Source organism: Xanthomarina sp. F1114 (assembly GCF_026410255.1).
Classification (GTDB): Bacteria; Bacteroidota; Bacteroidia; order Flavobacteriales; family Flavobacteriaceae; genus Xanthomarina.
In genome coordinates this window covers 246,346-272,367 of record NZ_JAPMLL010000002.1, presented here as the reverse complement: position 1 = coordinate 272,367, position 26,022 = coordinate 246,346, and the positions used below count along the sequence as shown (strand labels likewise).

The 26,022-nt window shown below is 34.0% G+C and carries 18 protein-coding genes and 1 tRNA gene; 11 read left to right on the top strand and 8 right to left on the bottom strand.

Annotated features, from left to right (window positions below; all coding sequences use genetic code 11):
- Positions 1 to 196: 196 nt before the first annotated feature.
- On the top strand, positions 197 to 1,126 hold the full coding sequence (locus tag OS188_RS02550; protein ID WP_267147247.1) for an isoaspartyl peptidase/L-asparaginase family protein: 930 nt from the start codon (positions 197 to 199) through the stop codon (positions 1,124 to 1,126).
- Between the two features lie 217 nt (positions 1,127 to 1,343).
- Here the strand turns inward: OS188_RS02550 and OS188_RS02545 are convergent, their stop codons facing one another.
- Entirely contained in the window at positions 1,344 to 2,210 is an 867-nt protein-coding gene (locus tag OS188_RS02545; RefSeq protein WP_267147246.1) for a cyanophycinase, read from the bottom strand.
- 467 nt (positions 2,211 to 2,677) lie between these two features.
- Here OS188_RS02545 and cphA point away from each other — a divergent pair, with 467 nt between their 5' ends.
- Together cphA and OS188_RS02535 are read left to right on the top strand one after the other, a co-directional pair.
- The gene (cphA, locus tag OS188_RS02540) at positions 2,678 to 5,317 is read left to right on the top strand and encodes a cyanophycin synthetase (RefSeq protein ID WP_267147245.1); all 2,640 of its coding nucleotides are present in this window, start codon (positions 2,678 to 2,680) and stop codon (positions 5,315 to 5,317) included.
- 135 nt (positions 5,318 to 5,452) lie between these two features.
- Complete coding sequence (locus tag OS188_RS02535) at positions 5,453 to 6,862, top strand: aldehyde dehydrogenase family protein (protein ID WP_267147244.1); 1,410 nt, start codon at positions 5,453 to 5,455, stop codon at positions 6,860 to 6,862.
- Positions 6,863 to 6,994: 132 nt separating this feature from the next.
- Here the strand turns inward: OS188_RS02535 and OS188_RS02530 are convergent, their stop codons facing one another.
- From OS188_RS02530 to OS188_RS02520, 3 genes are all read right to left on the bottom strand, one after another.
- On the bottom strand, positions 6,995 to 7,243 hold the full coding sequence (locus OS188_RS02530; RefSeq protein ID WP_267147243.1) for a hypothetical protein: 249 nt from the start codon (positions 7,241 to 7,243) through the stop codon (positions 6,995 to 6,997).
- A gap of 109 nt (positions 7,244 to 7,352) precedes the next feature.
- Positions 7,353 to 8,039: a LytR/AlgR family response regulator transcription factor gene (locus tag OS188_RS02525; RefSeq protein WP_267147242.1), complete on the bottom strand. Its 687-nt coding sequence runs from the start codon at positions 8,037 to 8,039 to the stop codon at positions 7,353 to 7,355.
- Positions 8,040 to 8,067: 28 nt separating this feature from the next.
- On the bottom strand, positions 8,068 to 10,029 hold the full coding sequence (locus OS188_RS02520) for a tetratricopeptide repeat-containing sensor histidine kinase (protein ID WP_267147241.1): 1,962 nt from the start codon (positions 10,027 to 10,029) through the stop codon (positions 8,068 to 8,070).
- 208 nt (positions 10,030 to 10,237) lie between these two features.
- Between OS188_RS02520 and OS188_RS02515 the strand changes: the two genes are divergently transcribed.
- Positions 10,238 to 11,464, top strand: a complete 1,227-nt coding sequence (locus OS188_RS02515) for a metallophosphoesterase (RefSeq protein WP_267147240.1) — start codon at positions 10,238 to 10,240, stop codon at positions 11,462 to 11,464.
- 145 nt (positions 11,465 to 11,609) lie between these two features.
- The gene (locus OS188_RS02510) at positions 11,610 to 11,906 is read left to right on the top strand and encodes a thioredoxin family protein (RefSeq protein WP_267147239.1); all 297 of its coding nucleotides are present in this window, start codon (positions 11,610 to 11,612) and stop codon (positions 11,904 to 11,906) included.
- 2 nt (positions 11,907 to 11,908) lie between these two features.
- Here OS188_RS02510 and OS188_RS02505 read toward each other — a convergent pair whose 3' ends face one another.
- Together OS188_RS02505 and OS188_RS02500 are read right to left on the bottom strand one after the other, a co-directional pair.
- A complete protein-coding gene (locus tag OS188_RS02505) occupies positions 11,909 to 12,586 on the bottom strand; it encodes a polysaccharide deacetylase family protein (protein ID WP_267147238.1) in 678 nt (225 codons plus the stop codon).
- Positions 12,587 to 12,589: 3 nt separating this feature from the next.
- A complete protein-coding gene (locus OS188_RS02500; protein WP_267147237.1) occupies positions 12,590 to 15,907 on the bottom strand; it encodes a glycosyltransferase family 117 protein in 3,318 nt (1,105 codons plus the stop codon).
- A 151-nt stretch (positions 15,908 to 16,058) separates the two neighbouring features.
- Here OS188_RS02500 and OS188_RS02495 point away from each other — a divergent pair.
- A tRNA-Gln gene (locus OS188_RS02495) sits at positions 16,059 to 16,131 on the top strand.
- A gap of 165 nt (positions 16,132 to 16,296) precedes the next feature.
- On the opposite strand, the gene OS188_RS02490 is transcribed toward OS188_RS02495, so the two are convergent.
- On the bottom strand, positions 16,297 to 17,121 hold the full coding sequence (locus OS188_RS02490; protein ID WP_267147236.1) for a universal stress protein: 825 nt from the start codon (positions 17,119 to 17,121) through the stop codon (positions 16,297 to 16,299).
- A gap of 122 nt (positions 17,122 to 17,243) precedes the next feature.
- Here OS188_RS02490 and OS188_RS02485 point away from each other — a divergent pair, with 122 nt between their 5' ends.
- From OS188_RS02485 to infB, 5 genes are all read left to right on the top strand, one after another.
- Positions 17,244 to 17,957, top strand: coding sequence for a hypothetical protein (locus tag OS188_RS02485; RefSeq protein ID WP_267147235.1), 714 nt, complete (start codon positions 17,244 to 17,246; stop codon positions 17,955 to 17,957).
- Positions 17,958 to 18,068: 111 nt separating this feature from the next.
- The gene (locus OS188_RS02480) at positions 18,069 to 20,516 is read left to right on the top strand and encodes a hypothetical protein (RefSeq protein ID WP_267147234.1); all 2,448 of its coding nucleotides are present in this window, start codon (positions 18,069 to 18,071) and stop codon (positions 20,514 to 20,516) included.
- A 108-nt stretch (positions 20,517 to 20,624) separates the two neighbouring features.
- Positions 20,625 to 21,086, top strand: coding sequence for a ribosome assembly cofactor RimP (gene rimP, locus OS188_RS02475; RefSeq protein ID WP_267147233.1), 462 nt, complete (start codon positions 20,625 to 20,627; stop codon positions 21,084 to 21,086).
- A 12-nt stretch (positions 21,087 to 21,098) separates the two neighbouring features.
- Positions 21,099 to 22,331 (top strand): transcription termination factor NusA, encoded by a 1,233-nt coding sequence (gene nusA, locus OS188_RS02470; protein WP_267147232.1) that lies wholly within the window; start codon positions 21,099 to 21,101, stop codon positions 22,329 to 22,331.
- Between the two features lie 29 nt (positions 22,332 to 22,360).
- Positions 22,361 to 25,210 (top strand): translation initiation factor IF-2, encoded by a 2,850-nt coding sequence (gene infB / locus OS188_RS02465; protein WP_267147231.1) that lies wholly within the window; start codon positions 22,361 to 22,363, stop codon positions 25,208 to 25,210.
- 272 nt (positions 25,211 to 25,482) lie between these two features.
- Here the strand turns inward: infB and OS188_RS02460 are convergent, their stop codons facing one another.
- Complete coding sequence (locus OS188_RS02460; protein WP_267147230.1) at positions 25,483 to 25,881, bottom strand: SPOR domain-containing protein; 399 nt, start codon at positions 25,879 to 25,881, stop codon at positions 25,483 to 25,485.
- Positions 25,882 to 26,022: the final 141 nt, after the last annotated feature.

Here is a 26,022-nt window from a genome sequence, read left to right as displayed (position 1 = left end):
ATTATACCAACCGGACTCATGTGCAAAAGCATTATATTATTCGTGAAATTTTAAGATAATTAGACTCCCTATTGACTCTGTAATGCGGCTGCTGATAGCCACTTTAGAATATAAAACGAAGATGTTGCCTTTTTAAAACAGAGATTTGCTTACTTTCAAATGCATAACGTATCTTTGAAACTCAAAAAATAGACGAATGAATACATTTTCAATAGCCATCCATGGTGGTGCAGGAACCTTAGTAAAAGGCATGATGACGCCAGAACTTGAAACCCAATATAAACAAGCCTTAAAAAAGGCAATAGATCATGGGTATGTAGTTTTAGAAAATGGAGGCTCGGCCGTCGATGCCGTAGAAACAGCTGTTAAAATACTTGAAGATTCTCATTTGTTTAATGCAGGAAAGGGCGCTGTGTTTACAGCTACCGAAACCCATGAAATGGATGCGAGTATTATGGACGGAAAAACTTTAAATGCTGGTGCGGTATCCTTAATTACAGGTATTAAAAATCCAGTGAGTTTAGCCAAAGATATCATGGAAAAAAGCGAGCATGTATTTTTAGCCGGAGATGGTGCTATGGAGTTTGCTAAGGAAATGAATTATAAACTAGAAGATCCTGAGTATTTTTACGACGAATTTAGACATAAACAATGGTTGGAAATTAAAGATACAGATAGCTTTCAACTAGATCATTCTAAAACGAAAGATTCTAAATTTGGAACGGTTGGTGCTGTAGCTTGCGATAAAGATGGTAATATCGCTGCAGCAACATCAACAGGAGGTATGACGAATAAAAAATGGGGCAGAGTAGGAGATTCACCTATGATAGGCGCTGGAAACTATGCCAATAATAAAACCTGTGCCATTTCGTGTACCGGAAGTGGCGAGTTTTTTATTCGTGGCGTTGTTGCTTACGATGTGGCTTGCCTTATGGAACATAAAAATATGTCCTTAAAAGACGCTGCAACCGAAGTCATTAATAAACGCATTCTGGAGCTGGGCGGCGATGGCGGATTAGTGGCCGTAGATGCCAAAGGAAATATGGCCATGCCATTCAATACAGAAGGGATGTATCGAGCTAGTAAGTCTTCTAATGGAATAGAAGAGGTTTCAATATATAAGTAAAAGTGGTGTTAGTGTGTGTATTGTTTAGTAACAGAAAACAATCACTTCAGCCCTTTAGTTGTTCTTTTACTCTGCTCCTCCCTTTAATTAAAGAAAAGAGGCTAGCCCGACTATAGGAGGGCTAGACAGAGAATTTGTTTATTTACTTTTCAATTAGAATTTTCAATTACTACCTAAAAACTCATCGAATCTAAGAGAATGTCCCTGTAATAACCTCCTAGATAAAATCTGCTTCAATTGGCAAAACACGCACTTGTCTATCCGTAATAGAATATCTGTCTCCGTTAGAGAGTACATGGACTCTTAAATTAGCAATAGTCATTGGCGTCCCTTCATCTAAAACTTTTTCGTTGTTATGGGTAATTTTACTGCCATCAAAAATAATAACCATCCCAGAACCAATGACAAGGCATTTTCCGTTTTTAATAATCATTCCTGTGTCTTCAGCTAATCCAAAACCAAGAAGATTTGGGAATTTTGCTACCGCTTCAGAGACACGGCCAAATCTACCACGTTGTATAAAATGTGTGTCAATAATAAGCTCAGGAACAAGCCCTAAACCTTTATACATAGTAACTGCTCCTTTAACAAAAGCGTCGGTAGCACTTCCTCCAGCAATCATTTCTTCTGTCATAGCCATCGCTCCGGCACTGGTACCAGCAATAACAAAACCAACCTCGTTATGGTAACGGTCTAGCATAATTTTATGAATGGTAGTACCTCCAATCTTTCTTGAAATCTTAGATTGGTCACCCCCAGAAAACATAATACAATCTGCTTCCTTAATTAATTTTATAGAACTTTGTTTTTCAGAATCTTCCTGGCTTCTAATATCTAGAACAGTCACATTCTCACACCCTAAAGCAGTAAAAGCAGTTAGGTAGTTTTCACCTACCTCTACCGGAATGCTGGAAGCGGTAGGAATAACAACAATATTGGCGTTTTTGCCTCCTGCTTGTTCTTTTACATGATATAAAATTCCTTCATCTATAAACTCAAGTGTGTGTTTTTCACTTTCGTTTTTTCCTTTATCTTCATTTCCTCCAATAGGAATAAGTGTTCCTTTTATTTCTGATTGACTCATGGGGTCTTATTAATTTTTTGAATTGCAAAAATAAACTTATTTGTTTAAAAAAGTCAAATTACCAATTTTATTGCTAACTTTTATGCTTGTTTAAAAATTGAAAGACTTAAAAGCATTATCCAAAATATAAAAATAAAAGTTTCTGATGCTTAATGAACTCAACTAAAACTTCTGAGGAACTTTTAGAATAAGAAGCAATAAAATAGCATCTCTAATTTTTAGAATTCAAATACAGAAGCATTTTAGGAATCTATGTAAAACAAGAGATACTCCTTGTTTAATCCTTCTGAGCTTGTAATTGTTTTCAAAAAAAACGGATTAGGTCTAATGGTCTTTTAGTTGATTTTTAAGGAGTTATAATTCTGCGTAATTGTTTCTGCGTAAAAACATGTTCCTCTTTAAAATATCCCAAACATTTCTGTATATTTACGATAATTCAATTTAAACTATCAAAACCCTAATAATTTATGAAAATAAGAGAAATAAATGCAATGAGAGGGCCAAATTATTGGTCAATTAGACGTCATAAGTTAATTGTCATGGTTCTCGACCTTGAAGAGATGGAAGAATTACCATCTAATAAAATAGATGGGTTTTATGATAGATTAAAAACCATGTTTCCTACCATGTATGAACACCGTTGCTCTGTTGGAGAAGCAGGTGGATTCTTCCAACGTGTAGAAGAAGGTACTTGGATGGGGCATATTATTGAACATATTGCACTCGAAGTTCAAACGCTTGCCGGTATGGATGTTGGCTTCGGAAGAACACGTGGTTATGGCGAAGAAGGCGTATATAACGTGGTTTTTGCTTATATGGAAGAATCTGTTGGCCGTTATGCGGCTGAAATCTCTGTCAAAATCTGTGAAGCATTAATTGCAGGTGAACCTTATGACATGACGGAAGATATTCAGCACATGCGCGAACTTCGTGAAGATTCTCGCTTAGGACCAAGTACTGGTTCTATTGTGGAAGAAGCAGAGTCCCGTGGAATTCCTTGGATTCGTTTAAATAAATACTCGCTTTGCCAGTTAGGGTATGGCGCCAATCAAAAACGTATTCAAGCTACAGTTACAAGCGAAACAAGTAGTATTGGGGTAGAATTAGCCTGCGATAAAGAAGATACTAAATACCTATTAGAACAAGCTGAGGTGGAAGTGCCAAGAGGCGATATTATTCGCCGAGAACGCAGTCTGGAAGACGCGTGTAAATATGTGGGTTTTCCATTAGTAGTTAAACCTATCGACGGCAATCACGGGAGAGGCATAACAGTAGATATTAAAAATTATGATGAGGCTTTAAAAGCCTTCCATCATGCTAAAGAAAGCTCCAGAAGTGGTGCTATTATTATAGAAAAATTTATTGAAGGAGACGATTATCGTTTGTTGGTTATCAATAACAGATTAGTTGCTGCTGCAAAACGAACTCCAGCTCACGTTATTGGAGATGGGAAATCGACCGTTCAAGAGTTAATAGACGAAGTAAATAAAGACCCACGGCGCGGATACGGACATGAAAACGTGCTGACCCAGATTACAGTCAACGCGCTTACAGAAACTATAATTAAAGATGCGGGTTATAGCTTAGACTCCGTAATTCCTAACGAAGAGATGCTTATTCTAAAAGATACAGCAAACTTGAGTACAGGTGGAACGGCCGAGGATGTTACAGATATTGTTCACCCTTCAAATATTTCCATGGTAGAACGCATTTCAAAAATTATCGATTTAGATATTTGTGGAATTGATATAGCAACTTCAGATATTTCTAAGCCCTTATCAGAAACTGGTGGAGCCGTATTAGAGGTTAATGCGGGTCCAGGATTTAGAATGCACTTAGCGCCAACACATGGTTTGCCTAGAAATGTAGCTGGACATGTAATTGATAAATTATTCCCTAAGGGAGATACAGGACGTATTCCTATTATTGCTGTAACAGGTACTAATGGAAAAACTACAACTACAAGATTAATTGCCCATATGGCAAAAATGAATGGGTATCGCGTAGGCTATACAACCAGCGATGGAGTTTATATTCAAAATAGATTATTAATGACGGGCGATTGTACGGGGCCTGCAAGTGCAGAATTTGTACTAAAAGATCCAACCGTAAATTTTGCCGTGCTTGAAAGCGCTAGAGGCGGACTGCTTAGAGCTGGTCTTGGATTTAAGAAATGTGATATTGGAATTGTTACCAATGTGGCTGCAGACCATTTAGGCCTAAAAGGAATTCATACCATAGAACAATTAGCTAAAGTAAAAGGCGTGATTCCAGAAACGGTTCTACCTAACGGATACGCCATTTTAAATGCCGACGACGACCTAGTGTACGATATGAGACGCGCTGTAGATTGTAATGTGGCCTTGTTTTCTATGGACGAAAACAACCCGAGAATAAAAGCTTTACAACGTATTGGAGGTATTACAGCTGTTTATGAAAATGGCTATGTCACCATTTGTCGTGGCGAATGGAAAATGCGAATCATGAAAGCCGAAAACATTCCGCTAACCTATGGAGGAAAAGCAAAATTCATGATCCAGAATGTGCTTCCAGCAATTCTAAGTGCAAATATTCAAGGTTTTAGTATTGAAGATATGAAAGCGGCTTTAGAAACGTTTATTCCTTCGGCTTCCCAAACTCCTGGACGTTTAAACCTCTTTAAATTTGAAAACTTTACCATTCTTTTAGATTATGCACATAATCCAGCAGGAATGTTAGCACTTAAGAATTTTACAGACGAATTAGAGGCTACAGTTAAAGTGGGAATTATTGCTGGAGTAGGCGATAGACGAGATGAAGATACCAATCAAGTAGGAAGCATTGCTGCCGATATGTTTGACGAAATTATTATTCGTCAAGACAAACGCTTGCGAGGAAGAACCGAAGAAGAACTCATTAAACTTTTGAATGATGGAATAAAAATGAGAGACCCAAATAAGAAAACAACTATTATACCTTCAGAAAAAGAAGCCATTACTTATGCGGTTAAAAATGCTGTTAAAGGGTCGCTAATTATTTTATGTAGCGATGTGATTCCGGATGCTTTATCTTTAGTTCAAAAGTTTAAAGAACAGGAGTCTAGAGGCGAATTAATTAGTGCAGACTAATGTTGCTTTACTTTTTGAAATCTATCATTCAGAGCAAAGCGAAGAATCCCTAATAATTAGAAGATTCTTCAGTTGCTGCACTCTTTCTGAATGACGTTTTCTTTATAATCGACTTTTTTTAAATAAAATAAATTAATGAATTACTCCGATAATAAATACGCAACTTTATTTAATAAGCAAAAAACCAATCAGTTTCTGGTTGGAAACACCTCTTATAAGGAGCGGATTGGAAAGCTAAAACGTTTAAAACACGCTTTAGAGGTTAGCTACAAACAGGAACTTAGAGAGGCGCTTTATAAAGATTTTAAAAAGCCTCATCTCGAAACAGACCTTACAGAAATCTATCCGGTAATAGATGAGATTAAATTTGTAACCAAAAACTTAAAGTCCTGGTTAGAACGTCAAAAGGTAGAAACGCCTTTAGCTTTATTAGGAAGTAGCTCCTTTATTATTAACGAGCCCAAAGGCGTTTGTTTGATTATTTCGCCTTGGAATTATCCCATAAATCTAACTTTTGGTCCCTTGGTTTCGGCTATTGCAGGTGGTAATACAGTTATTTTAAAACCTTCTGAAATGACGCCAAACACCTCAAAAGTTATGGCGAAAATAGTAGCAGAACTATTCGAAGAAAACGAAATAGCCTTGGTTGAAGGTGAAGTTGAGGTCTCACAAGAATTACTAAAGCTACCATTTAATCATATCTTCTTTACAGGATCTCCTGCTGTTGGAAAAATTGTGATGAAAGCAGCTTCAGAACACTTAACCTCTGTAACTTTAGAATTAGGAGGGAAATCGCCAACCATCATTGACGATGGATCGCACTTGGAAAAAGCAGTGAAGAGAATTATTTATGGAAAATTCACCAATGCCGGGCAAACCTGTATTGCTCCAGATTATGTCTTGTTGAAATCAAGTTTGAAATCGGAGTTTATTGAGCTTTTTAAAACAAAAGTTCTGGAGTTTTATTCAGAGAATCCTGAAACTTCAGATTCTTATTGTAGAATTGTCAATAGAAAACATTTTGACCGTTTGGTGTCTCACTTGGAGGAAACCAAAACCAATAAAGGCAGTATAGTGTCTGGAGGAAATTACAATGCTACAGACAATTTTATAGAACCAACCTTGGTTTTAGATAGTCCGGAAGATTCCAAATTGATGCAGGAAGAAATTTTTGGGCCTATTTTACCTATTAAAACTTACGAAACAATCGAGGAGGCAGTTTCCTATGTTAATTCTAAAGAAAAACCCTTGGCGCTTTATATATTCAGTAAAAGCAAGAAAACTATTAATTATGTCCTTCAAAATACACGAGCAGGAGGTACTTGTATAAATCATAATTTACTACAATTTTTAAATCATAACCTGCCTTTTGGAGGCTCTAACAATAGTGGAATAGGAAAATCGCATGGAATCTTCGGGTTTCAGGAATTTACCAATCAGCGCTCTGTTTTAAAACAACATACTCTGGGTGCTGTAGATTTATTGACCCCTCCGTATAATAATTGGAAACAAAAGCTGGTAGATTTAACTCTTAAATGGTTTTAAAAAAGGAGAACGCAACTGATTAAAGTTTATATTCTCCTTTCTCTTCCCTCAAATTAATTAATAGCTTCTTTATATATTTTTCTTGAACACGGGTTATATTATTGCAAAACAATACATAGAACTGATGTTTAGTTAGTTTTTATTTTTTCGTCTAATTAGCTTTTTTCTCTTTAAAGCAGACTGGTTATACGTTTGTTTATCTAATATTTGGAAATCTACAAACATGCTTTTAGAAACGTCTATATGTTTTGTTGTTAAACTACTTGTATTAGATGTGTTTCTTGCTGTGGACATCACTTTGTTGCTTGCAGCAAAAGCGAATATTTGAAAATAAAAGACAAAGAAAAACGTTAAGAAAATAGGTCTGTAGTTGGGTTTCATTTGGTAGATTTTGAGTAAATATATTAATACCCACCAATGTTTAATTATTTATTTAGTGAACGACCTCTTTTATTTAGTGAATGACTTTTTCTATCTAGTAAATGGATTCTTATACCTCTAAAATAGCCTTTAAAGCTTCTTTTTGATGTCGGCTAACAGGAATTTCATTATTGTTAATAAACACTGCATTTCTGTGTAAAGATTCTATTTTGGTAGTATTTACAACAAAAGAACGATGTGTTTTAAAGAAAATGGAAGGATTGAGCTGCTCGGATATAAATTTTAGAGTTTTAGGAACTAAATATTCTCTTTGAGCAGTTACCACATAGCAATAATTATCAAAGGCTTTTAAATATAGAATATCGGATTGCTTTAGTTTTTGGATGATGTTATTAGAAGAAAAGCTTAAGAATTCAGGCGCTTCTTGAAGGTGGTTATTCCAGGCAATTTCAATATTACTTCTTAAACTGTGCTCTGTAAAGGGTTTTACAATATAGCCAAGAGGTTTGGTTTGTTTAACACGATTAATTGTAAGCTGATCTGTCTGTGAAGTGAGATATAAATATGGAATATGTAAGAGGTCTAATGCTTCACCAAGTGCAACACCATCTTTGTCTCCTTCAAGTTGAATGTCTAATAACACCAAATCTGGGTTGGTTTCCTTTATAGAAATTAAAGCATCGTCTACATTATCTGCTTCTCCACACACTAAATAGCCTTGTTTTAATAAGGCCGTCTCAATGGTGATAGCAATTATAGGCTCGTCTTCAACGATAAATATCCTTAATGGTTTCAAAATACAATTCGTTTATCGTTCTAAAATACTAAAGAATATTGAATTTTTTAACAATTAAAGTAGCTTCCGTTCCTTTTTGTTTTTCAGACTTATAATGTATCTCTGCACGAAGTTTTTTAGAGAGTGCTTTCATAAGTTTAATACCAAAAGAGCTGTCTTTTACTTCGCCACTAAAGCCTTTGCCATTATCGATAACTTTTAAAACTAATGCTTTGTCTTCTTGAGTAAATAAAATGGTTAAGAGACTCTTATCTGTTACCTTTTCAAAGGCGTGTTTTATGCTGTTAATAATTAATTCGTTTAAAATTAAACCTATTGGCGTAATGGTTTCTACATCTAAAATAATAGGTTCCACCTGCAGCTTGTATCTAATAGCTTGTTCTTGGAATTGATGACTCTCAAAAATATCTTTTACCAAATCGTTAAAATACTCTTCGGTATTAATTCCAACTAACTGATCTTTATTATAAAGTTTTTGATGAATAAGAACCATAGAGCGAACTCTGTTTTGAGCTTCTTGTATAGCTACTTTTGCCTCTTTATCTTCCATGTTTTCTGACTGTAAATAGAGCAGACTAGAAACAATTTGAAAGCTATTCTTTACGCGGTGGTGTGTTTCTTTAAGTAAAATATTTTTTTCATCGATAGAGGCTTCTAATAAAACTTTTTGTCTGGCTAGCAATTTGTTTTTTCTTTGATTCTTATAAAAAAAGAAGCCTAAAGACGACGCAATTAAAAGTCCTGCAAATGCTAAATAAGAATAAAGCTGACTCTCTCTTTCTTTTGCTTCTAAGCTGAGTTTTTGTAATTCTTCTTTTTTATCAAACTCATATTGCATTTCTAATTGCGTTTGCTTTTTAACATTTGCCGCATTAAAAACAGAATCTTTAGCTTTTAAATAGTCTTCATGGTTTAATAAAGCTAAATCAAATGCTCCTGAAGATTTGTAGGTTTTATATAAGCATTCACAGGCTTCAGTTATAAACTCTATATCATTCTGTTGAACAGCTAGTTGTTTTGATGCTTCGCAGTCTTGAGCTGCCAGTTTAGTATTATTTAGCTCTAAATAAAGATTCCCTCTATAAAGCAGAACCTCATACAATTTACGTTGGTTATTCTCTTTTTCGTAAAAGGAATAAGCATTATTTAAATAGGTTAAAGCTTTGTCATAATGATTTAATTTTAAATGTACATGACCTAAATTTAAATCAGAATTTATAATGGTTCGCTGTGGAGCATTCCCAGCTTCTTTACTCTTTTTTGCTTCCTCTTGAAGGTCTAAGGCTTTTTTAAATTCACCCATTTTTAAAAGTAAATCGCCTTTGTTAGCCATAATAATACCAGCATTAACTTGAGAGCCTAGTTGCAGAGCAGATGCAATAGCCAAGTCGTAATAAACAAGAGCCTTGCTGTATTCCTCCATTTGATTGTAATAGTTTGCAAGTGTATTGTTTAATACTAAATTTTTTCCCTTGTATTTCTCTCGTTGCTCTTGGTTTAATGCTAAAGTGTCTATTTTGTCTAATATTTTTTTAGACTCCAATAAAGTTGAAATGGCTTTAGAACTATTGCCATTTTTTCTGTAAATACCACTTTTACTAATTAAAACGGATGCTTTTAGTGTAGGCAAATCGATATCTTGTAAAAAGTCGTTGGATTTATCAAAATAAATCATGGCCGAATCTAATCGGGTATTATAGAAATAATAATTACCTAGAGAATAATAAGACATGGCTAAAAGCTTATTTCTCTTAGCTTCTTTAGAAATATCAATGGCTTTACTTACAAGCTTAAGAGAGTTTTTTGTGTATCTATATGCTCCAGCTTGAGTGTTTAAAAGCTTGACTTTGTCTTCGGCCAGAGTGACGGTTTCAACAGAATTATAAATGGAGTCAATGGCCTTATTAATTACATCTGTTTTAGTTTGTGCTTGTAGATTAAATGATATAACAGTAGTAGAGAGAAAAATAAAGAGTACGCGTAAAGACATATGTGTTTAATTAGCTAGTAAACTAATATAGGTAATTTTAAATATTAAATAAAAGACGATATGTCATTTTGTTCTTATAGCGGTTATTTTTTCTAAATGAATATAGACGGCTACATACTCATTTTATTTTCTTAACAGATGGTTAAAGTTTTTATTAAGTCAATGACTGTGAGCCAATTCAATTATCTTTGTTAAAATTTTAGAAACATTGCGTTGGATACTTTTTATAATAGCTTATATTTTTTTTGTGGTTTATGGATATCAAGCCATAAAAACCCTGACTAAAAACAAATGGTATTATTATGCTTTTCTAGCCATTGGTTTCGTTGTGGTAGGAAATTTTTTGTTTCAATTTGTTGGGGCATCTAAGGGGCGGGTTATGTCTCCTCCTAAAAATGAAGCTCTTGGATATTTATTGGCTTTTATGTCTTTTGGAATGGTTCTTATTCCAATTTTAATGGGTGAAGATATTCTTCGGTTTTTTACAGGAATATATCATAAATATTCACCCTCTGAAAAGAACTTTCATGTGCCTTCACGAAGAAAATTTGTAAGTCAGATGGCACTGGGCCTGGCAGCCATTCCTTTTTCTTCTTTATTGTATGGCATGTTTAAAGGGAAATACGATTTTAGAGTACTAACATACACGTTACATTTTGACGACTTACCAGCTGCTTTTGATGGTTATAGAATTACACAGATTAGTGATATCCATTCAGGGAGTTTTGACGATAGAGAAAAAATTGAATATGCAGTCGATCTAGTTAATCAGCAGCAATCTGACGCGATATTTTTTACTGGAGATATGGTAAATAATAGATCGTCAGAAATGATTCCTTGGATGGATGTGTTTGACAAATTAAAAGCTAAAGACGGGAAATATTCCATTCTTGGGAATCATGATTATGGCGACTATTTTTATTGGGACAGCGAAGAAGAAAAAGAACAAAACTTTGAAGAATTAAAACAAATTCAAAAAGATATTGGTTTCGATTTACTTCTAAACGAGAGCCGTTTTATAGAAAAAGATGGCCAACGATTAGCTATAGTTGGTGTTGAAAACTGGGGTAGAGGTGTCTTTATAAAAGCCGGAGATTTAAAGAAAGCAGCTGAAAATATTGATAAAGACGACTTTAAAGTTTTAATGACTCATGATCCTTCGCATTGGGAAGATGTGGTAATAGACGACGAATATAAATATCAATTGACACTTAGTGGTCATACCCACGGCATGCAATTTGGCATAGAAATTCCAGGTTGGGTAAAATGGAGTCCTATAAAATGGCGATATAAATATTGGGCAGGAATTTATAAGGAAATGGGACAGTACATTAATGTAAACAGAGGCTTTGGCTATCTGGGTTATCCTGGAAGGGTTGGAATCTGGCCAGAAATAACAGTTATAGAGCTTAAAAAGGGCAAAAACTTGAGCTAGTTAGTTCTCCTGTTTCTTTTTAACATAAAAAGCCTTACTTTTATATCTAAACCTGGTGTAAACTACTATTTACAAGCAGGATATATAATTTATCAAAAAAATACGTAGGTTTGTATATAGTCATTTGACTTAAAACTTTAAAAGTATGTCAAAATTTGGGGAACTTATAGACGTAGATATTCCAGTTCTACTTGATTTTTTTACCGAATGGAATGATCAATCTGTTGCTATGCATCCGGTACTAAGAGATGTAGCAGCTGCCTTAGGAGATAAGGCGAAAGTTATAAAAATTGATGTGGATAAAAATAAAGAACTGGCCGAAGCTCTTAGAGTTAAAGGCTTACCCACATTAATTATTTATAAAAATGGCGAAATGAAATGGCGCCATAGTGGCGAAAAAGATGCCAATGCCTTAATTGGAATTATTCAAGAATACATTTAATTTTATATCAAATCTGCATCTATAGCTTTGAAGGTATATCCTTTTTTGCTAAAATACTCTAATACGCGTGGTAAAGCATATTGCATATTCTCTGAAGCTTTCTCGCTATCATGAAAAACCACAATACTACCATTCTTAGCGTTTTTAATAACATTCTTTAAAGCTTGCTCCTTGCTGGTGTTGTCACTCCAATCTACAGCTAAAACAGACCACATTATTATTATATAATCTAAAGCCATTAGACTACGGCCTTGAGATTTTGTTATTTTTCCATAAGGTGGTCGAAAGAGCTTTTTTACGGCTAATTTGTCATTCTTTACTTCCGACTTTTGAAGCTGAAAATCGATAATGTCTTGTGTTTGTTGGACACTTTCTAAATAAACCTTAGTTGAAGTTTTCCAGCCTTGCGGATGATTGTAAGTATGGTTTCCAACGGTATGACCTTTTTCTACAGTCTTTAGAAAAATTTCAGGATGGGTTTCAATATTATTTCCAATGCAAAAAAACGTAGCTTTTGCCTGATACTTATCTAAGGTCTCTAGAGTCCAAGGAGTTATTATGGGAGTAGGACCATCGTCAAAAGTGAGATATAAAACCTGCTCCTCTGTCGACATATTCCAAGTGTATTTTGGAAAAAGTCTTTTTATAAACAGAGGAAGCTTGGCTGGAATAAATTCCATATTTTAATTATCTTTTAGGTCTAGGAGTAAGCTGTCAAACTCTTGTTCTTGAACCTTGTCTAAATCTGGTTGAGGTGCAGTTTCTGCTTCTGTATCCTCGTAAAAATGGCTAAATAGGTTTAAGTAATTGGTAAACACTTTAGCTTGTTCTGAATAGAAATCAGGGTCGTAGTCCTGTAAGACATTCAAAATACCTTTATAACGTTCTATATCAGTTAATATCTCTTCCAATAACTGGTATTGTTTATCAACCTTTAGCTTACTGTAATAAATTAAGTTTTCTTGATACTTTCTAGAAACATCCATAAAAAGCTTTTCCGCTTTGTCTTCGGCGTCTACTTCATAGTAAATTCCAATATACGGTTCTAATAAGGTATAGTATCCAAATAGTTCAACTGGCATATTATCCATGGCAATATCTGCTATTTCTTCAGCCTTTGTTAATTTCTCGTCATTAATAAGCTGTTCAGCCAAACGTGCTAAATTCCCTCTGTAAGTTATGGAGTTTTTACGGGTTTCTACATCGTGATAGACATCTGGATTACCACTATTTCCCCAATCCCATTTTACAACTTTGTCGTACATTAATTCAGCATCAACACGACCCATATCAAACGGATTGGCTCTATTTACTGGAGTTTTTATTGGCACTAACTTATAGCACATACCATCTAATTGTAAGTAATCTTTCATCCAGATATAATCTTCATCACCAAAAGCGCCACCCGTAAAATAAATAGGGCGTTTCCAATCGTTATTAGCAATAATATCTAGCATTAACAGACGATTTTTATAGATGGCATTATCAGTAATTTTAACATCTAAATAATCCACCATTTTGTCTGCATCTTTTTCTTTTACAATGCCATATTTTAGAGCATTTTCCTTGTTAACTGGAACACGGATATTTTCTACCGGAAAGTAATTAGAATTCACCAATTGAGATGGATAGAAACTGGCGTCTTCTCCTTGTTGTTCTAAAATATATTTGAATTTGGTTCTAGGATTATCACTCGATACAAAATCCATAAAATCTTTAATCATCATGGTGTCTCTAGAGATTTCTCTCTTCATGATATAATCTCGCGTTCCTGCTCTGTATTGGTTATGAGTTAGCTGAGACGGAATAGGATCGCTTTCATAAGCCTTGCGTTTCATTTGGTCAATATACCAGTCTGTTTGGAATAAACTGGTGTTTACAATACGAACATCTGTTCTATAGCCTTCAATTTCTTGGGCATACCAAAGTGCAAACGTATCATTATCTCCAATGGTAAATAAAATAGCATTTTCTGCACAGGAATCTAAGTACATTTTAGCCATAGATCTAGCTGTGTATTTTCCAGACCTATCATGATCGTCCCAGTTATTTGCAGCTAAAATTCCTGGAACTAAAACCAGACATGCCATTGTAATTACAGGTGCTAAATATTTTGAAACTGTGTATTTTCTTAAAAAGTCGAAAATGGCGTAAACTCCAAACCCAATCCATAATGAAAACACATAAAAAGAACCAACTACAGAATAATCTCTTTCTCTTGGTTCAAAAGGCCTTACGTTGGTGTAAAATTGGATAGCCATTCCCGTAAAGATGAAAAAGACCAACATAACCCAAAAGGTTTTTTTGTCTGTTTTAAACAAGAAAAACAAACCGAGAAGCCCTAAAATTAAAGGTAAAAAGTAATAAGTGTTACGGCCTTTATTATTTTTCACATCGCTAGGCAGGTTGTCTTGCGAAAGGCCTAAATGCCACTCGTCTATAGGTTTTATACCACTTAACCAGTTACCATGGTTGTCGTATCTTCCTTGAATGTCATCTTGTTTTCCAACAAAATTCCATAAAAAATACCTCCAATACATATAACCAAACTGATACTCTAGCATATAGGCAATATTGCTTGCTAAAGACGGTTTTTCAACCTTGATATATTGTCCAAATTGTTTTAAAAAGGTATGGTAATCTTCGTAATCTACCAAGCCTTGAGAAACATTGTTTTTAAATTCGGCAACAGTTTTACGTAACTCGTTTTCCATTTGGTATTCAGGCTTAAGCCTAAAATCTAAATAGCCCGAGAACAGCATATAATTAACGGCATTTTCCTGACTCCACATACGTGGGAGAATAGAGGCGTGTTCGCTATTATAGTTTTGTTTGGCGTTTTTCCAGTCGTTTATAATAACGTATTTTCCGTTTTTTTCATCTTTTTCATAGTTTGGTTTATCGTCAATATAAGGCTCGTTTTCATCTAAACCAGAATATTGATCGGTAAATAAAGGACCATAAAATAAGTGCGTTTCGGGGTATTGTTCTAGGTTGTAATAAGCTAGAAGCTCTCGAGCATCAGACGGGTCATTCTCATTAACTACTACATTAGCATTAGCACGAATAGGAAGCATGAGCCAAGAAGAAAATCCTATAAAAATAAACATCAAACACAGAATCCCTGTATTTAAATGTTTGTAGTTTTTTTGATGTGTGTGTTTTAATCCGAAGTAGAAAGCTGCAATTAATACAATGCCCGCAATGATGGTTCCTGAATTAAATGGCATTCCCATAGAATTCACAAAAAAGATTTCGGAAGCACTAAATATTTTTAAAGCATTTGGTAGTAACAGTTTAAAAATGAATAATAAAATGGCGGCAGAAGCTACATTGGCAATTATAAAATTCTTTACAGTAACTGTTTTGTAGTTTTTAAAAAAGTAGATTAATCCAATGGCTGGTATGGTTAAAAGTCCCATAAAATGGACTCCAAAAGATAAACCAATAATAAATGCAATTAGAATTAACCATTTGTTTCCACGAGGGGTATCCATGTCTTTTTCCCAACGTAATCCTAAATAGAAAAGAACAGACATAATTAGGGTAGCCATAGCATAAACTTCCGTTTCAACGGCGCTAAACCAAAACGAATCTGTAAATGTAAAAGCTAAACTCCCTACAAGTGCACTTCCAAGAATAGCAACTTGTTTGTTTTGAGTAAAATCTCCATGAATGGTTGCTAACTTTGTTAATAGAAGTGTTACTGTCCAAAATAAAAACAATATTGTAAAAGCACTTGCTACAGCACTCATTAAGTTCATAACCAAACCAATTTGGCTGGGCTCCATAGCAAACATAGAAAAGAAGGCACCAAACATTTGAAAAAGCGGGGCTCCAGGTGGGTGTCCAACTTGTAATTTAGCAGAAGTTAAAATGTATTCGCCGGCATCCCAAAAGCTTACAGTTGGCTCTACTGTCAAGCTATAAGTTATTAATGCAATTAAAAAGGAACACCATCCTAATATGTTATTCCATTTTTTAAAGCTTAAATGTGTCATAGATTCTATGTTAGTTAACGAGGCGAATTTAACAAATAATATGGTATCTAAAATACTTTTAAGGAAACGTTAAGTAATAATAAAAATTTTTATTCAAAAAATACTTGCGCAAATCAAAGTTTGTTTTAAATTTGCAAACTCAAATGCATCATGGCCTATGGTGTAACTGGCAACACGTCTGGTTTTGGTCCAGAAGAGTCTAGGTTCGAGCCCTAGTAGGCCAACAGTAATGTTTAAATCCCGATCATTTATTTGATTGGGATTTTTTGTTTTAATTTGTAGGGACAGGTCGCGACCTGTCCCTACAACGGATTAGGGTAACAAAAGAGTCTTTCAAATTTAATTTGAAAGACTCTTTTGTTACTGTCTGCAAATTGCTGTCTGTCTTACTATATTTTAAAAGTAATTACTGGGCGTTTAGAATGATTTACCAGATCCTCGCTAATGCTACCATTTAAAAAATGGGCAATTCCCTGTCTTCCATGAGTGCTTATTCCAATTAAATCTGCATTAATTATATGAGAGAAGTTTAAGATTCCTTGTTCTACATTCTCATCATTAAATATATTAATAGTGTAATTTTTATAATCATAGTCTTTTATAAAATCTAAAATTCTAGCATTTGCTTTTGTTGTGGTTGTAAAGTTACTAGCTGTATTAACCATTAATAAATGTAGTTTGGCATGGAAAGCTTCTGCTAGCTCGGAGGCTTGTTTATAGGTCTCTTTGTTGTCTTTTTTAAAGTCTGAAGCAAAAACAATATCATCTAAAGCAAAATGTCTGTGTTCATTTTTAATTACAAGCACAGGGACATCTGCTGTTCTTACTACTTTTTCGGTATTAGAACCAATAAACATTTCTTTAAATCCGCTTGCCCCATGAGATCCCATCACAATTAAATCTATCCCGTTTTCTTTGGCAATTTTTGAAATTCCAGAAAAGGTTTGGTTAAAGTCAACCGTATCGTGAACTGTAATGCCTTGAAGATAGTCTCTGGACAAAACATCCTTGAATTTTTTATTGGCCAATTTCATGAAAAACATAGCTTCAGGTAATTCACTTTGCTGACTAAGAGCATCTATTTGAGATAATGGAAGTTCTAACAAATGAATTAAATATATTTCACCTTCATATCTTTTAGCTAATTGGGCAGCTACTTTTAACGCATTTTCAGCCTCTTTAGAGAAATCTGTGGGTACGAGAATTTTTTTCATGGTTAGGATTAATTAGTTAAAAATTGGTTTTCTTAAAAATATGAAAAATTTACTATATTTAAGTGCTCCTAATGTGAATTGTTTTATAAATAGAACATTTTACGTTGAAAATCTAAATTTTCATGAAATATCTTTACGTATTATCTTTTTGTTTTATCTGCTCTTTAGGTTTCTCGCAAGATCAATTAATAAAAGAAGCAACCGCTTTTTTAGAATCCAATGAGGTTTTTAAAAACTATAAAAGAGAAAAGTTTTTCTTACACACTAATAAAACCACATATTTTTCGGGAGAACATATAAATTATAAAGCATATATAGTAGACGACTTCTCCGATGAACCAAGCGATATCACAACCAACCTTCATTTTAGTATCTATGAGGGTAATGGAAAATTAATAAAGCATCAATTGGTTTTTGTTGAAAATGGTACAGTAAACGGAAGTGTTAAATTAGATAAAGAATTAAAATCTGGAACTTACTTTTTAGTTTTAGACACAAACTATAATGCGAGTTTTGATAAAAAATACATCAGTGAAATCCAAGTGCTAAATTTATTAGATAAACAAAAGCCGCCAATAGAGGAAAAGAGCGTAGTGGAAGAGGCGCAAGTTGCCAAGGGTAAAGGTGTTCAAGTAGAGTTTTATCCAGAAAGTAATATCTTGCTTTCTAGAGCCAATAATACATTGTATTATAAAATTTTCCTAAACGGAATACCGTTTGAAACTAAAGGAAAATTAATAAAATCGTTAAATGATGAAGTTGTTGAGCTTATGAGGTTTCAAAGCTATCAAATTGATGTATTTTTCTTCTTCCTCTTTTTGTTTTTTCGAAACTAATGCGGCTTCTGAATAGCTTTTCTAGAAAAACATGAAAAATTTACTATATTTAAGTGCTCCTAATACAAATAGTTTTAAGCTAAATGAATTTGTGTTAAAAACTTACTTATTATGAAACACTACTACTTATGGCTTTTTCTGTTTTTTAGTTTTATTGGGTTTTCCCAAAATGACTTAATTCAAAAAGCAAATTCTTTTATACAATCAAACGAGTGTTTTTCAAATCAACCAAAAGAGAAATTCTTTCTTCACACCAATAAAACCACCTATTTTTCTGGAGAATATATAAACTTTAAAGCTTATGTGGTAGATGATGTTACAAATAAGCCAAGTCAAATTACCACCAATTTGCATATAAGTATTTACGATTCTAATAGAAAATTGCTAATTCATCAATTGGTTTTTGTTGATGAAGGAATGGTAAATGGTAGTATAAAATTAGATAAAAATCTAAAGACTGGGCCTTGTTATATATTGCTTGACACCTATTATAATACAAATTTTGATAATAAGAACATTACTAAAATTCAAGTTTTAAATTTGGGAGACAAGAAAGCTAGTCCTGATTACAACGCCAGTGTCGATACTGTGTCAACTCAAATAGAGGAGTCTTCAAAACTACAAGTGTTGTTTTATCCGGAAAGTCATGTTTTACTTTCAAGAGCTAATAACACCTTGTTTTATAAAGCCCTTTTTAATGGAATTCCATTTAGTGGTCAAGGAGAGTTAATAAATGCAAATTCTGAAATTGTAATAGATACTTTTAGCACGAATAGGGAAGGTATAGGTTCTGTTAATTTCGATTATTTTCCTAATCAGTCTTATTATTTTAAGATTCAACATGGGGAAAAAGAGTATAAAATAGATTTACCATTAGCACAAAAAGAAGGTTTTGTGGTGCATTACGACTCCCAAATGGCAAATTCTAAAGGAGTAGATTTAGTAATTAGAGTTAATAATGAAACGGCTAATACGTATAACAACGAACCAATTTTAGCAGTAATACATAGAGGTAATACCAGTAGATCTGTTATTCCTTTTAAAATTGATAAAAGTGTCAACAATTACAGATTAAATATACCATCGGAAAGCTTGTTTAATGGTATAAATATTGTCTCATTATTTAATAAGAATAACAAGCTATTATCTAATAGATACTTTTTTTACGACAAGAATAAAAACGTTGAGTTAGACCTGATTAAAGTAGCGGAAACCAAAGATTCTTTAACTATCGATTTAAAAATGCCAAATAGTTATATACAAGCTAATACAAGTATTTCTATTTTGCCTAAGCAAAGTGTTTTAAATAAAAACTCCAATACAATTTATAAAGCATTTATGTTATCACCTTATGTGCCAAACATAAGAAGTATGGAAGATCTTGATCTTTCAATACAAATTTATAGTCCTAAAGATAGTATTCTAGAAACTTCTAAAAACAAAGCAATAAAAAGTGTGGAGAACGGGGTTTCTATTATTGGACAAGTGCAATCTAGAAGTGAAAAGATGTATGGGTATCAGGTATTGCTTACCTCTAAAGAAAATGGCTTAGCCTTAATGAGTCCTTTAGAAGATGGTAATAAATTTTATTTTGATAACTTGTTGCTATATCATCCGTCTCAGTTTGATTTAGCTTTATTAAACCCATCGGGTCAAGTTGTAGAAGCAGAGTTTGAATTAAACGAACAGGTATCAAACTATCCTGTGGACTCTATTTTAACTTTAAACCAAGAAACAGAAATTTCGAAAATACGACAAACAGTAGGTTATTCAAAAACAGTTACTCAGGCAGCCTTAGAACGGGGTAGCAACTTAGATGAGGTTCTACTATACGGGAAAAAATCTAATAAGGAAGAGGAAGAAGTGTATCCGGATTTTGGTTATGTAGATATGCCGGGAGAATTGGGCAATGGAGCTACAAGACAAAAGACTAAAGACGAAATTGATTGTATGGGCTGTACTCTTTTTGAATATTTAGACCAGTTTCCGGAGCTTAAAACATTAAGAGTGGAACCTGGCGACTCAACTAACCCTGAAGTAGAATATCTTCTTACTTTTAAAAATAGAGGTATAAATACGGTCTATGGATCTATAACAGCTCTATTAATTATCGATGGAATACCATCTAGCTATTCTGCTTTAGAAGATTATATGGCAGAAGATGTAAAGGCTGTAAAGCTAAATCGCTCGGGAGCAGGATATGGATTTAGAGGTTCAAATGGGGTGGTTATTGTTGAGCTTAAGAAGCCAGAAGATTATATGGAGTCAGAATCTACTAAAAGAACTAGGAAAAAAAATAAGGTTTACTCTAGTAGTACATCATTTGGATTCTCACGGATGACAGAGTCTTTTAATGAAAGCAATCTTGTATTTAATAATCAAGATTCTATCGATAAATTCGGTACTATAGACTGGATCCCTAATTTTAAATTAAGACCAAACTCTTCCAATTATATTAAATTGGCTAAAGAAGAGTTTTCAGCAATAAGCTTAATTATAAATGGGATGAATAATCAAGGATATCTGGTTTTTAAACAGTTTGATGTTCCTTTCAATTAGTAAATTGTTATACAGCTATTGTTTTTCAATAAAAAATTGTATATTTGCACCGTTGTAAGAATTAAGAGATATGAGGGGACGTGAAGTCCCCTCTTTTTATACCAAGAAATGTTTAGAACAACTGTCGAAAATTTATTGAAAGAAGGTTTAGAAGAAAAACAGCATTTGTTTTTAATAGACTTATCTATTTCAGAAGATAACAGTATTAAAGTTGTAATTGACGGAGATACTGGTGTTACCGTAGAGGACTGCATGTTTATTAGCCGTGCTATAGAGCATAATCTAGATAGAGAAGAACAAGATTTTTCTTTAGAAGTAGCTTCAGCCGGAGCAACAGCGCCTTTAAAAAATAAAAGACAGTTTAAGAAAAATGTTGGAAGGACTTTAGAGATTAAAACAAACGATAAAGATATAAAAGCAGATCTTAAAGATGCAACGGATAATCATATTGTTGTAGAGTGGAAATCCAGAGAACCAAAACCAGTTGGGAAAGGGAAAGTTACTGTACAGAATAAGGCAGAAATTGCCTACAAAGATATAGTTGAAGCAAAAGTTATGATAAAATTTTAATTCAGAAAAGATATGGAAAATCTTGCGTTAATTGAATCGTTTTCAGAATTCAAAGACGACAAATTAATTGATCGTGTAACGTTAATGGCGATTCTTGAAGATGTGTTTAGAAATGCCTTAAAAAAGAAATTCGGAGACGACGATAATTTTGACATCATTATAAATCCAGATAAAGGCGATTTAGAAATATGGAGAAATAGAGTTGTGGTAGCCGATGGTGAAGTTGAAGATCCAAACCAAGAAATATCTTTGTCTGAAGCACGCAAAATAGAACCAGACTTCGAAGTTGGTGAAGATGTGTCAGAAGAAGTGAAGTTAATAGACCTTGGACGACGTTCTATATTAGCCTTAAGACAGAATTTAATCTCAAAAATACACGAACACGATAACACAAATATATATAAGCAATTTAAAGACCTAGTTGGAGAAATTTATACAGCCGAAGTACATCATATTCGTCACAGAGCTGTAATTTTGTTGGACGACGAAGGAAATGAAATTATCTTACCTAAGGAAAAACAAATTCCTTCAGACTTTTTTAGAAAAGGAGATAATGTTCGCGGTATAGTAGAAAGTGTTGAATTAAAAGGTAATAAACCTGCTATTATCATGTCTCGTACGTCCCCAATTTTCTTGGAGAAACTATTCGAGCAAGAAATACCAGAAGTGTTTGATGGTTTAATTACTATTAAAAATGTGGTAAGAATTCCTGGTGAAAAAGCAAAAGTAGCTGTAGATTCTTACGACGATAGAATAGATCCAGTAGGAGCTTGTGTAGGAATGAAAGGATCTAGAATTCATGGCATAGTTCGTGAACTAGGAAACGAAAATATAGATGTTATTAATTATACAACAAATTTACAGTTGTATATTACAAGAGCTCTAAGTCCGGCCCGTGTTACTTCTATTAAAATAGATGAAGAAAATAAACGTGCCGAAGCTATTTTAAAACCAGAAGAGGTTAGTAAAGCAATTGGACGTGGTGGACATAACATCCGTTTAGCTGGGCAATTAACTGGATACGAAATAGATGTATTTAGAGAAGGTGCTGAAGAAGATGTAGAATTATCAGAGTTTTCAGATGAAATTGAAGGCTGGATTATTGCTGAGTTTAGCAAAGCTGGATTAGATACTGCCAAAAGCATCTTGGAACAAGAAGTATCAGATCTAGTAAAAAGAACAGATTTAGAAGAAGAAACAATTATAGATGTTATTAGAATTCTTAGAGAGGAATTTGAAGAATAACATATTTTTAGGTTATATTAAAGCAATTTATGGCTGAAACAATTAGATTAAACAAAGTATTACGCGAGTTGAACATTTCTTTAGATCGTGCTGTGGAATTCTTAGATTCCAAAGGCATCGAGATAGAGAAACGTCCTACTACAAAAATTTCAAACGAGGTTTATCAAGTTCTTTCCGACGAGTTTCAAACAGATGCCAACAAAAAAATGGCATCTCAAGAAGTTAGTGAGGCAAAACAGAAAGAAAAGGAAGCCCTGAAAGAACAGCGTGAACGTGAGCTTGAGGAAAAGGAAAAAGCTAGAGCGAAAAGAGAGGCTGAGGCGGCTGCTAAAGAAGCTGAAGTTGTAAAAGCTAAAGCTAATTTATCTGGTCCAAAACAAGTTGGTAAAATCGACTTGGATCCAGCCAAAAAAGAAACGGAATCTCCTGCTAAAAAGGAAGATGAAGTAAAAGCTGAAAAGCCAAAAGAGAAGCCTTCAGAAAAAACCGAAGAGAAACCTAAAGAAAAGGAATCAGAAGTAAAAGCTGAAAAGCCTAAGGAAAAGAAAGCAGAGAAATCTGAGGAAAAACCTAAAGCAGACGATAGCTCTAAGAAGACAGAAACTAAAAAAGTTGAAGTTAAAAAAGAAGAGGCTAAAGCTGAAGCTAAATCTGAAACTAAAAAGGAAGCAACTAGTACAACAGATGCTCCTGTGGAAGACGAAAAGCTAAAAACGCAATACCAAAAACTTTCAGGTCCTAAAATTGCAGGAGAAAAAATAGATTTATCTCAGTTTAATAAACCTAAGAAGAAAACTGACGATAAGAAGAAATCTGATAAAGCAGGAAGTGGTAATAAGAAAAAACGCCGTAGAATAAGTAAAGCGGGTGCTCCAGGATCTGGAAACACAAGTAATACGAGAGGTGGAAACGATAGATTTAAAGGAAAATCTGGCGCTGGAAAAGGAAGAAGAAACACGGTTAAAGAAGAGCCTAGCGAGGAAGAAGTACAAAAACAAGTACGTGAAACATTAGAGAAACTTCAAGGAAAATCTAGTAAAGGTAAAGGCGCTAAATATCGTAGAGATAAAAGAGACCAACATAAAGAGCAAACTGCTAAAGATTTACAAGCCGAAGCAGAAGATAGCAAAATTATTAGAGTAACAGAATTTGTTACTTCTAGCGAAATGGCAACCATGATGGATGTTCCGGTAACTCAAATTATTTCGGCATGTATGTCGCTTGGAATGATGGTTACAATGAACCAGCGTTTGGATGCTGAAACCTTAAGTATAGTAGCTGAAGAATTTGGATATCAGGTAGAGTTTGTAAACACTGGTATTGAAGAAGCTATTGAAAAAGTTGAGGATAAACCAGAAGATTTGGTGGAACGCGCACCTATTGTAACAGTAATGGGACACGTAGATCACGGTAAAACATCTCTTTTAGATAATATTCGTAAAGAAAATGTAATTGCTGGAGAGTCTGGAGGAATTACGCAGCATATTGGCGCTTACGGTGTACAATTAGAGAACGGACAGAAAATGGCCTTCTTAGATACCCCTGGTCACGAGGCTTTTACAGCCATGCGTGCTCGTGGAGCGCAAGTTACAGATATTGCAATTATTGTAGTAGCGGCGGACGACGATATCATGCCACAAACTAAAGAGGCAATAGCGCATGCGCAAGCAGCAGGAGTGCCAATTGTGTTTGCTATTAATAAAATAGATAGACCAACAGCGAATCCAGAAAAAATTAAAGAAGGACTGGCTCAGATGAACTTACTGGTAGAAGATTGGGGAGGGAAAATCCAATCGCACGATATATCTGCTAAGATGGGAACCGGAGTTAAAGAATTACTGGAAAAAGTATTGCTTGAAGCCGAATTATTAGAGCTTAAAGCGAATCCAAATAAAGCTGCAGAAGGAACTGTGGTAGAAGCCTTTTTAGATAAAGGTCGTGGATATGTATCAACTATTTTAGTACAAGCAGGAACCTTAAAAGTTGGAGATTATGTGCTTGCCGGTAAACATAGTGGAAAAGTTAAAGCTATGCACGATGAACGTGCAAACGAAGTTTTTGAAGCTGGACCATCTACACCAGTATCTATTTTAGGACTGGATGGTGCGCCACAGGCAGGAGATAGATTTAATGTATTTGCAGACGAACGTGAAGCTAAACAAATTGCAACAAAACGTACTCAGTTACAACGTGAGCAATCTGTTAGAACACAACGTCACATTACTTTAGATGAAATTGGAAGACGAATCGCACTTGGAGACTTCCAAGAGTTAAATATTATACTTAAAGGTGATGTGGATGGTTCTGTTGAAGCATTGACAGATTCTTTCCAGAAACTATCTACCGAAGAGATCCAAGTAAATATCATACATAAAGGAGTTGGTCCAATTACAGAAAGTGATGTCTTGTTAGCAACTGCTTCCGATGCCATTATTATTGGATTTAACGTTAGACCAATGGGTAATGCACGTCAAATTGCTGATAAAGAAGAAATCGATATCAGAATGTACTCAATTATCTATGATGCCATAAACGATCTTAAAGATGCTATGGAGGGAATGTTGTCTCCAGAACTTAAAGAGGAGATTACGGGAACTGCAGAAATTAGAGAAATCTTTAAAGTTTCTAAAATTGGTAGTATTGCCGGATGTATGGTATTAACAGGTAAGATTTATAGAACTTCAGGTGTTCGTTTAATTAGAGATGGTGTAGTTATCTATACTGGAGAATTGGCTTCGCTAAAACGTTTTAAAGACGATGTTAAAGAGGTTGCTAAAGGATACGATTGTGGAATGCAAATTAAAAACTACAACGATATCAAAGAAGGCGATATCATTGAGGCTTACCATGAAGTAGAAGTTAAAAAGAAATTGAAATAAGTTTCTTTAAACTATAGAATATTAATTAAAAAAGACTGTCTATTTAGACAGTCTTTTTTTGTGTTATAAACTCTAAAATTGATTTTATAAAGTGTATAAATTTAATTTATAGAACTTCTTATAGGTCCAAAAATTAATGTTTATAAATTCGGTATGTATAAAAACTAGAAGTCAGATAAAGCCAAAAAAAATCCTCTTGGCAATTAAAACAAAAAGAACTTATCAGATGTTTCAGTGTAGATAAACATGAGGCATTCTTTCAGGTTTTTGTGTTATTCTTTTTCTTTCTTTGGTTTAAAGATAAAAGCAGAAGGAAAGGTTGTTTTAATTTTAGCCAAAGCTCTGTCTGCCTCTAAGCTAGTTCTAAAATTTCCAATCCAGATTTTAAAGTTAGGAGTTTCGTATACCAATTTTGAAGGCATTTCTAAATTTAATGCTTTAAAGTTGCTTTGATTTTTTTCAGCCTCGGTTCTATTTCCAGAATAAATCTGGATTTTATACCTATCTGATGTGTTTTCAGAAGTATTAATTTCCTTCTTTAAAGCTAATAATTGGTTAATTTCTTTGTCTTGATTGATATTTACGCTGCCTTGTTGGGCAAAACTTAGGCTCGTAATCAAGATCATAAACCCAAGACTGTAAACGGACTTTTTATAGTTCAATATTTTCATTTTCAAGGTTGTTTAATGCAAATGTATGCGTTATAAACTAATTTTTATAGTGATTTATTATTTAGAATACCTCTAAATTACCAATTAACACTTCGCTAACATTTCTAAAATGGACTTTTAATATTACTTTTGCGAGTGGTT

What these genes read in the sequence shown, in the direction of transcription:
- OS188_RS02550 (WP_267147247.1), top strand. Translation starts at nt 197, where the DNA reads ATGAATACATTTTCAATAGCCATCCATGGTGGTGCAGGAACCTTAGTA.
- OS188_RS02545 (WP_267147246.1), bottom strand. Translation starts at nt 2,210, where the DNA reads ATGAGTCAATCAGAAATAAAAGGAACACTTATTCCTATTGGAGGAAAT.
- cphA (WP_267147245.1), top strand. Translation starts at nt 2,678, where the DNA reads ATGAAAATAAGAGAAATAAATGCAATGAGAGGGCCAAATTATTGGTCA.
- OS188_RS02535 (WP_267147244.1), top strand. Translation starts at nt 5,453, where the DNA reads ATGAATTACTCCGATAATAAATACGCAACTTTATTTAATAAGCAAAAA.
- OS188_RS02530 (WP_267147243.1), bottom strand. Translation starts at nt 7,243, where the DNA reads ATGAAACCCAACTACAGACCTATTTTCTTAACGTTTTTCTTTGTCTTT.
- OS188_RS02520 (WP_267147241.1), bottom strand. Translation starts at nt 10,029, where the DNA reads ATGTCTTTACGCGTACTCTTTATTTTTCTCTCTACTACTGTTATATCA.
- OS188_RS02510 (WP_267147239.1), top strand. Translation starts at nt 11,610, where the DNA reads ATGTCAAAATTTGGGGAACTTATAGACGTAGATATTCCAGTTCTACTT.
- OS188_RS02505 (WP_267147238.1), bottom strand. Translation starts at nt 12,586, where the DNA reads ATGGAATTTATTCCAGCCAAGCTTCCTCTGTTTATAAAAAGACTTTTT.
- OS188_RS02500 (WP_267147237.1), bottom strand. Translation starts at nt 15,907, where the DNA reads ATGACACATTTAAGCTTTAAAAAATGGAATAACATATTAGGATGGTGT.
- OS188_RS02490 (WP_267147236.1), bottom strand. Translation starts at nt 17,121, where the DNA reads ATGAAAAAAATTCTCGTACCCACAGATTTCTCTAAAGAGGCTGAAAAT.
- OS188_RS02485 (WP_267147235.1), top strand. Translation starts at nt 17,244, where the DNA reads ATGAAATATCTTTACGTATTATCTTTTTGTTTTATCTGCTCTTTAGGT.
- OS188_RS02480 (WP_267147234.1), top strand. Translation starts at nt 18,069, where the DNA reads ATGAAACACTACTACTTATGGCTTTTTCTGTTTTTTAGTTTTATTGGG.
- rimP (WP_267147233.1), top strand. Translation starts at nt 20,625, where the DNA reads ATGTTTAGAACAACTGTCGAAAATTTATTGAAAGAAGGTTTAGAAGAA.
- nusA (WP_267147232.1), top strand. Translation starts at nt 21,099, where the DNA reads ATGGAAAATCTTGCGTTAATTGAATCGTTTTCAGAATTCAAAGACGAC.
- infB (WP_267147231.1), top strand. Translation starts at nt 22,361, where the DNA reads ATGGCTGAAACAATTAGATTAAACAAAGTATTACGCGAGTTGAACATT.
- OS188_RS02460 (WP_267147230.1), bottom strand. Translation starts at nt 25,881, where the DNA reads ATGAAAATATTGAACTATAAAAAGTCCGTTTACAGTCTTGGGTTTATG.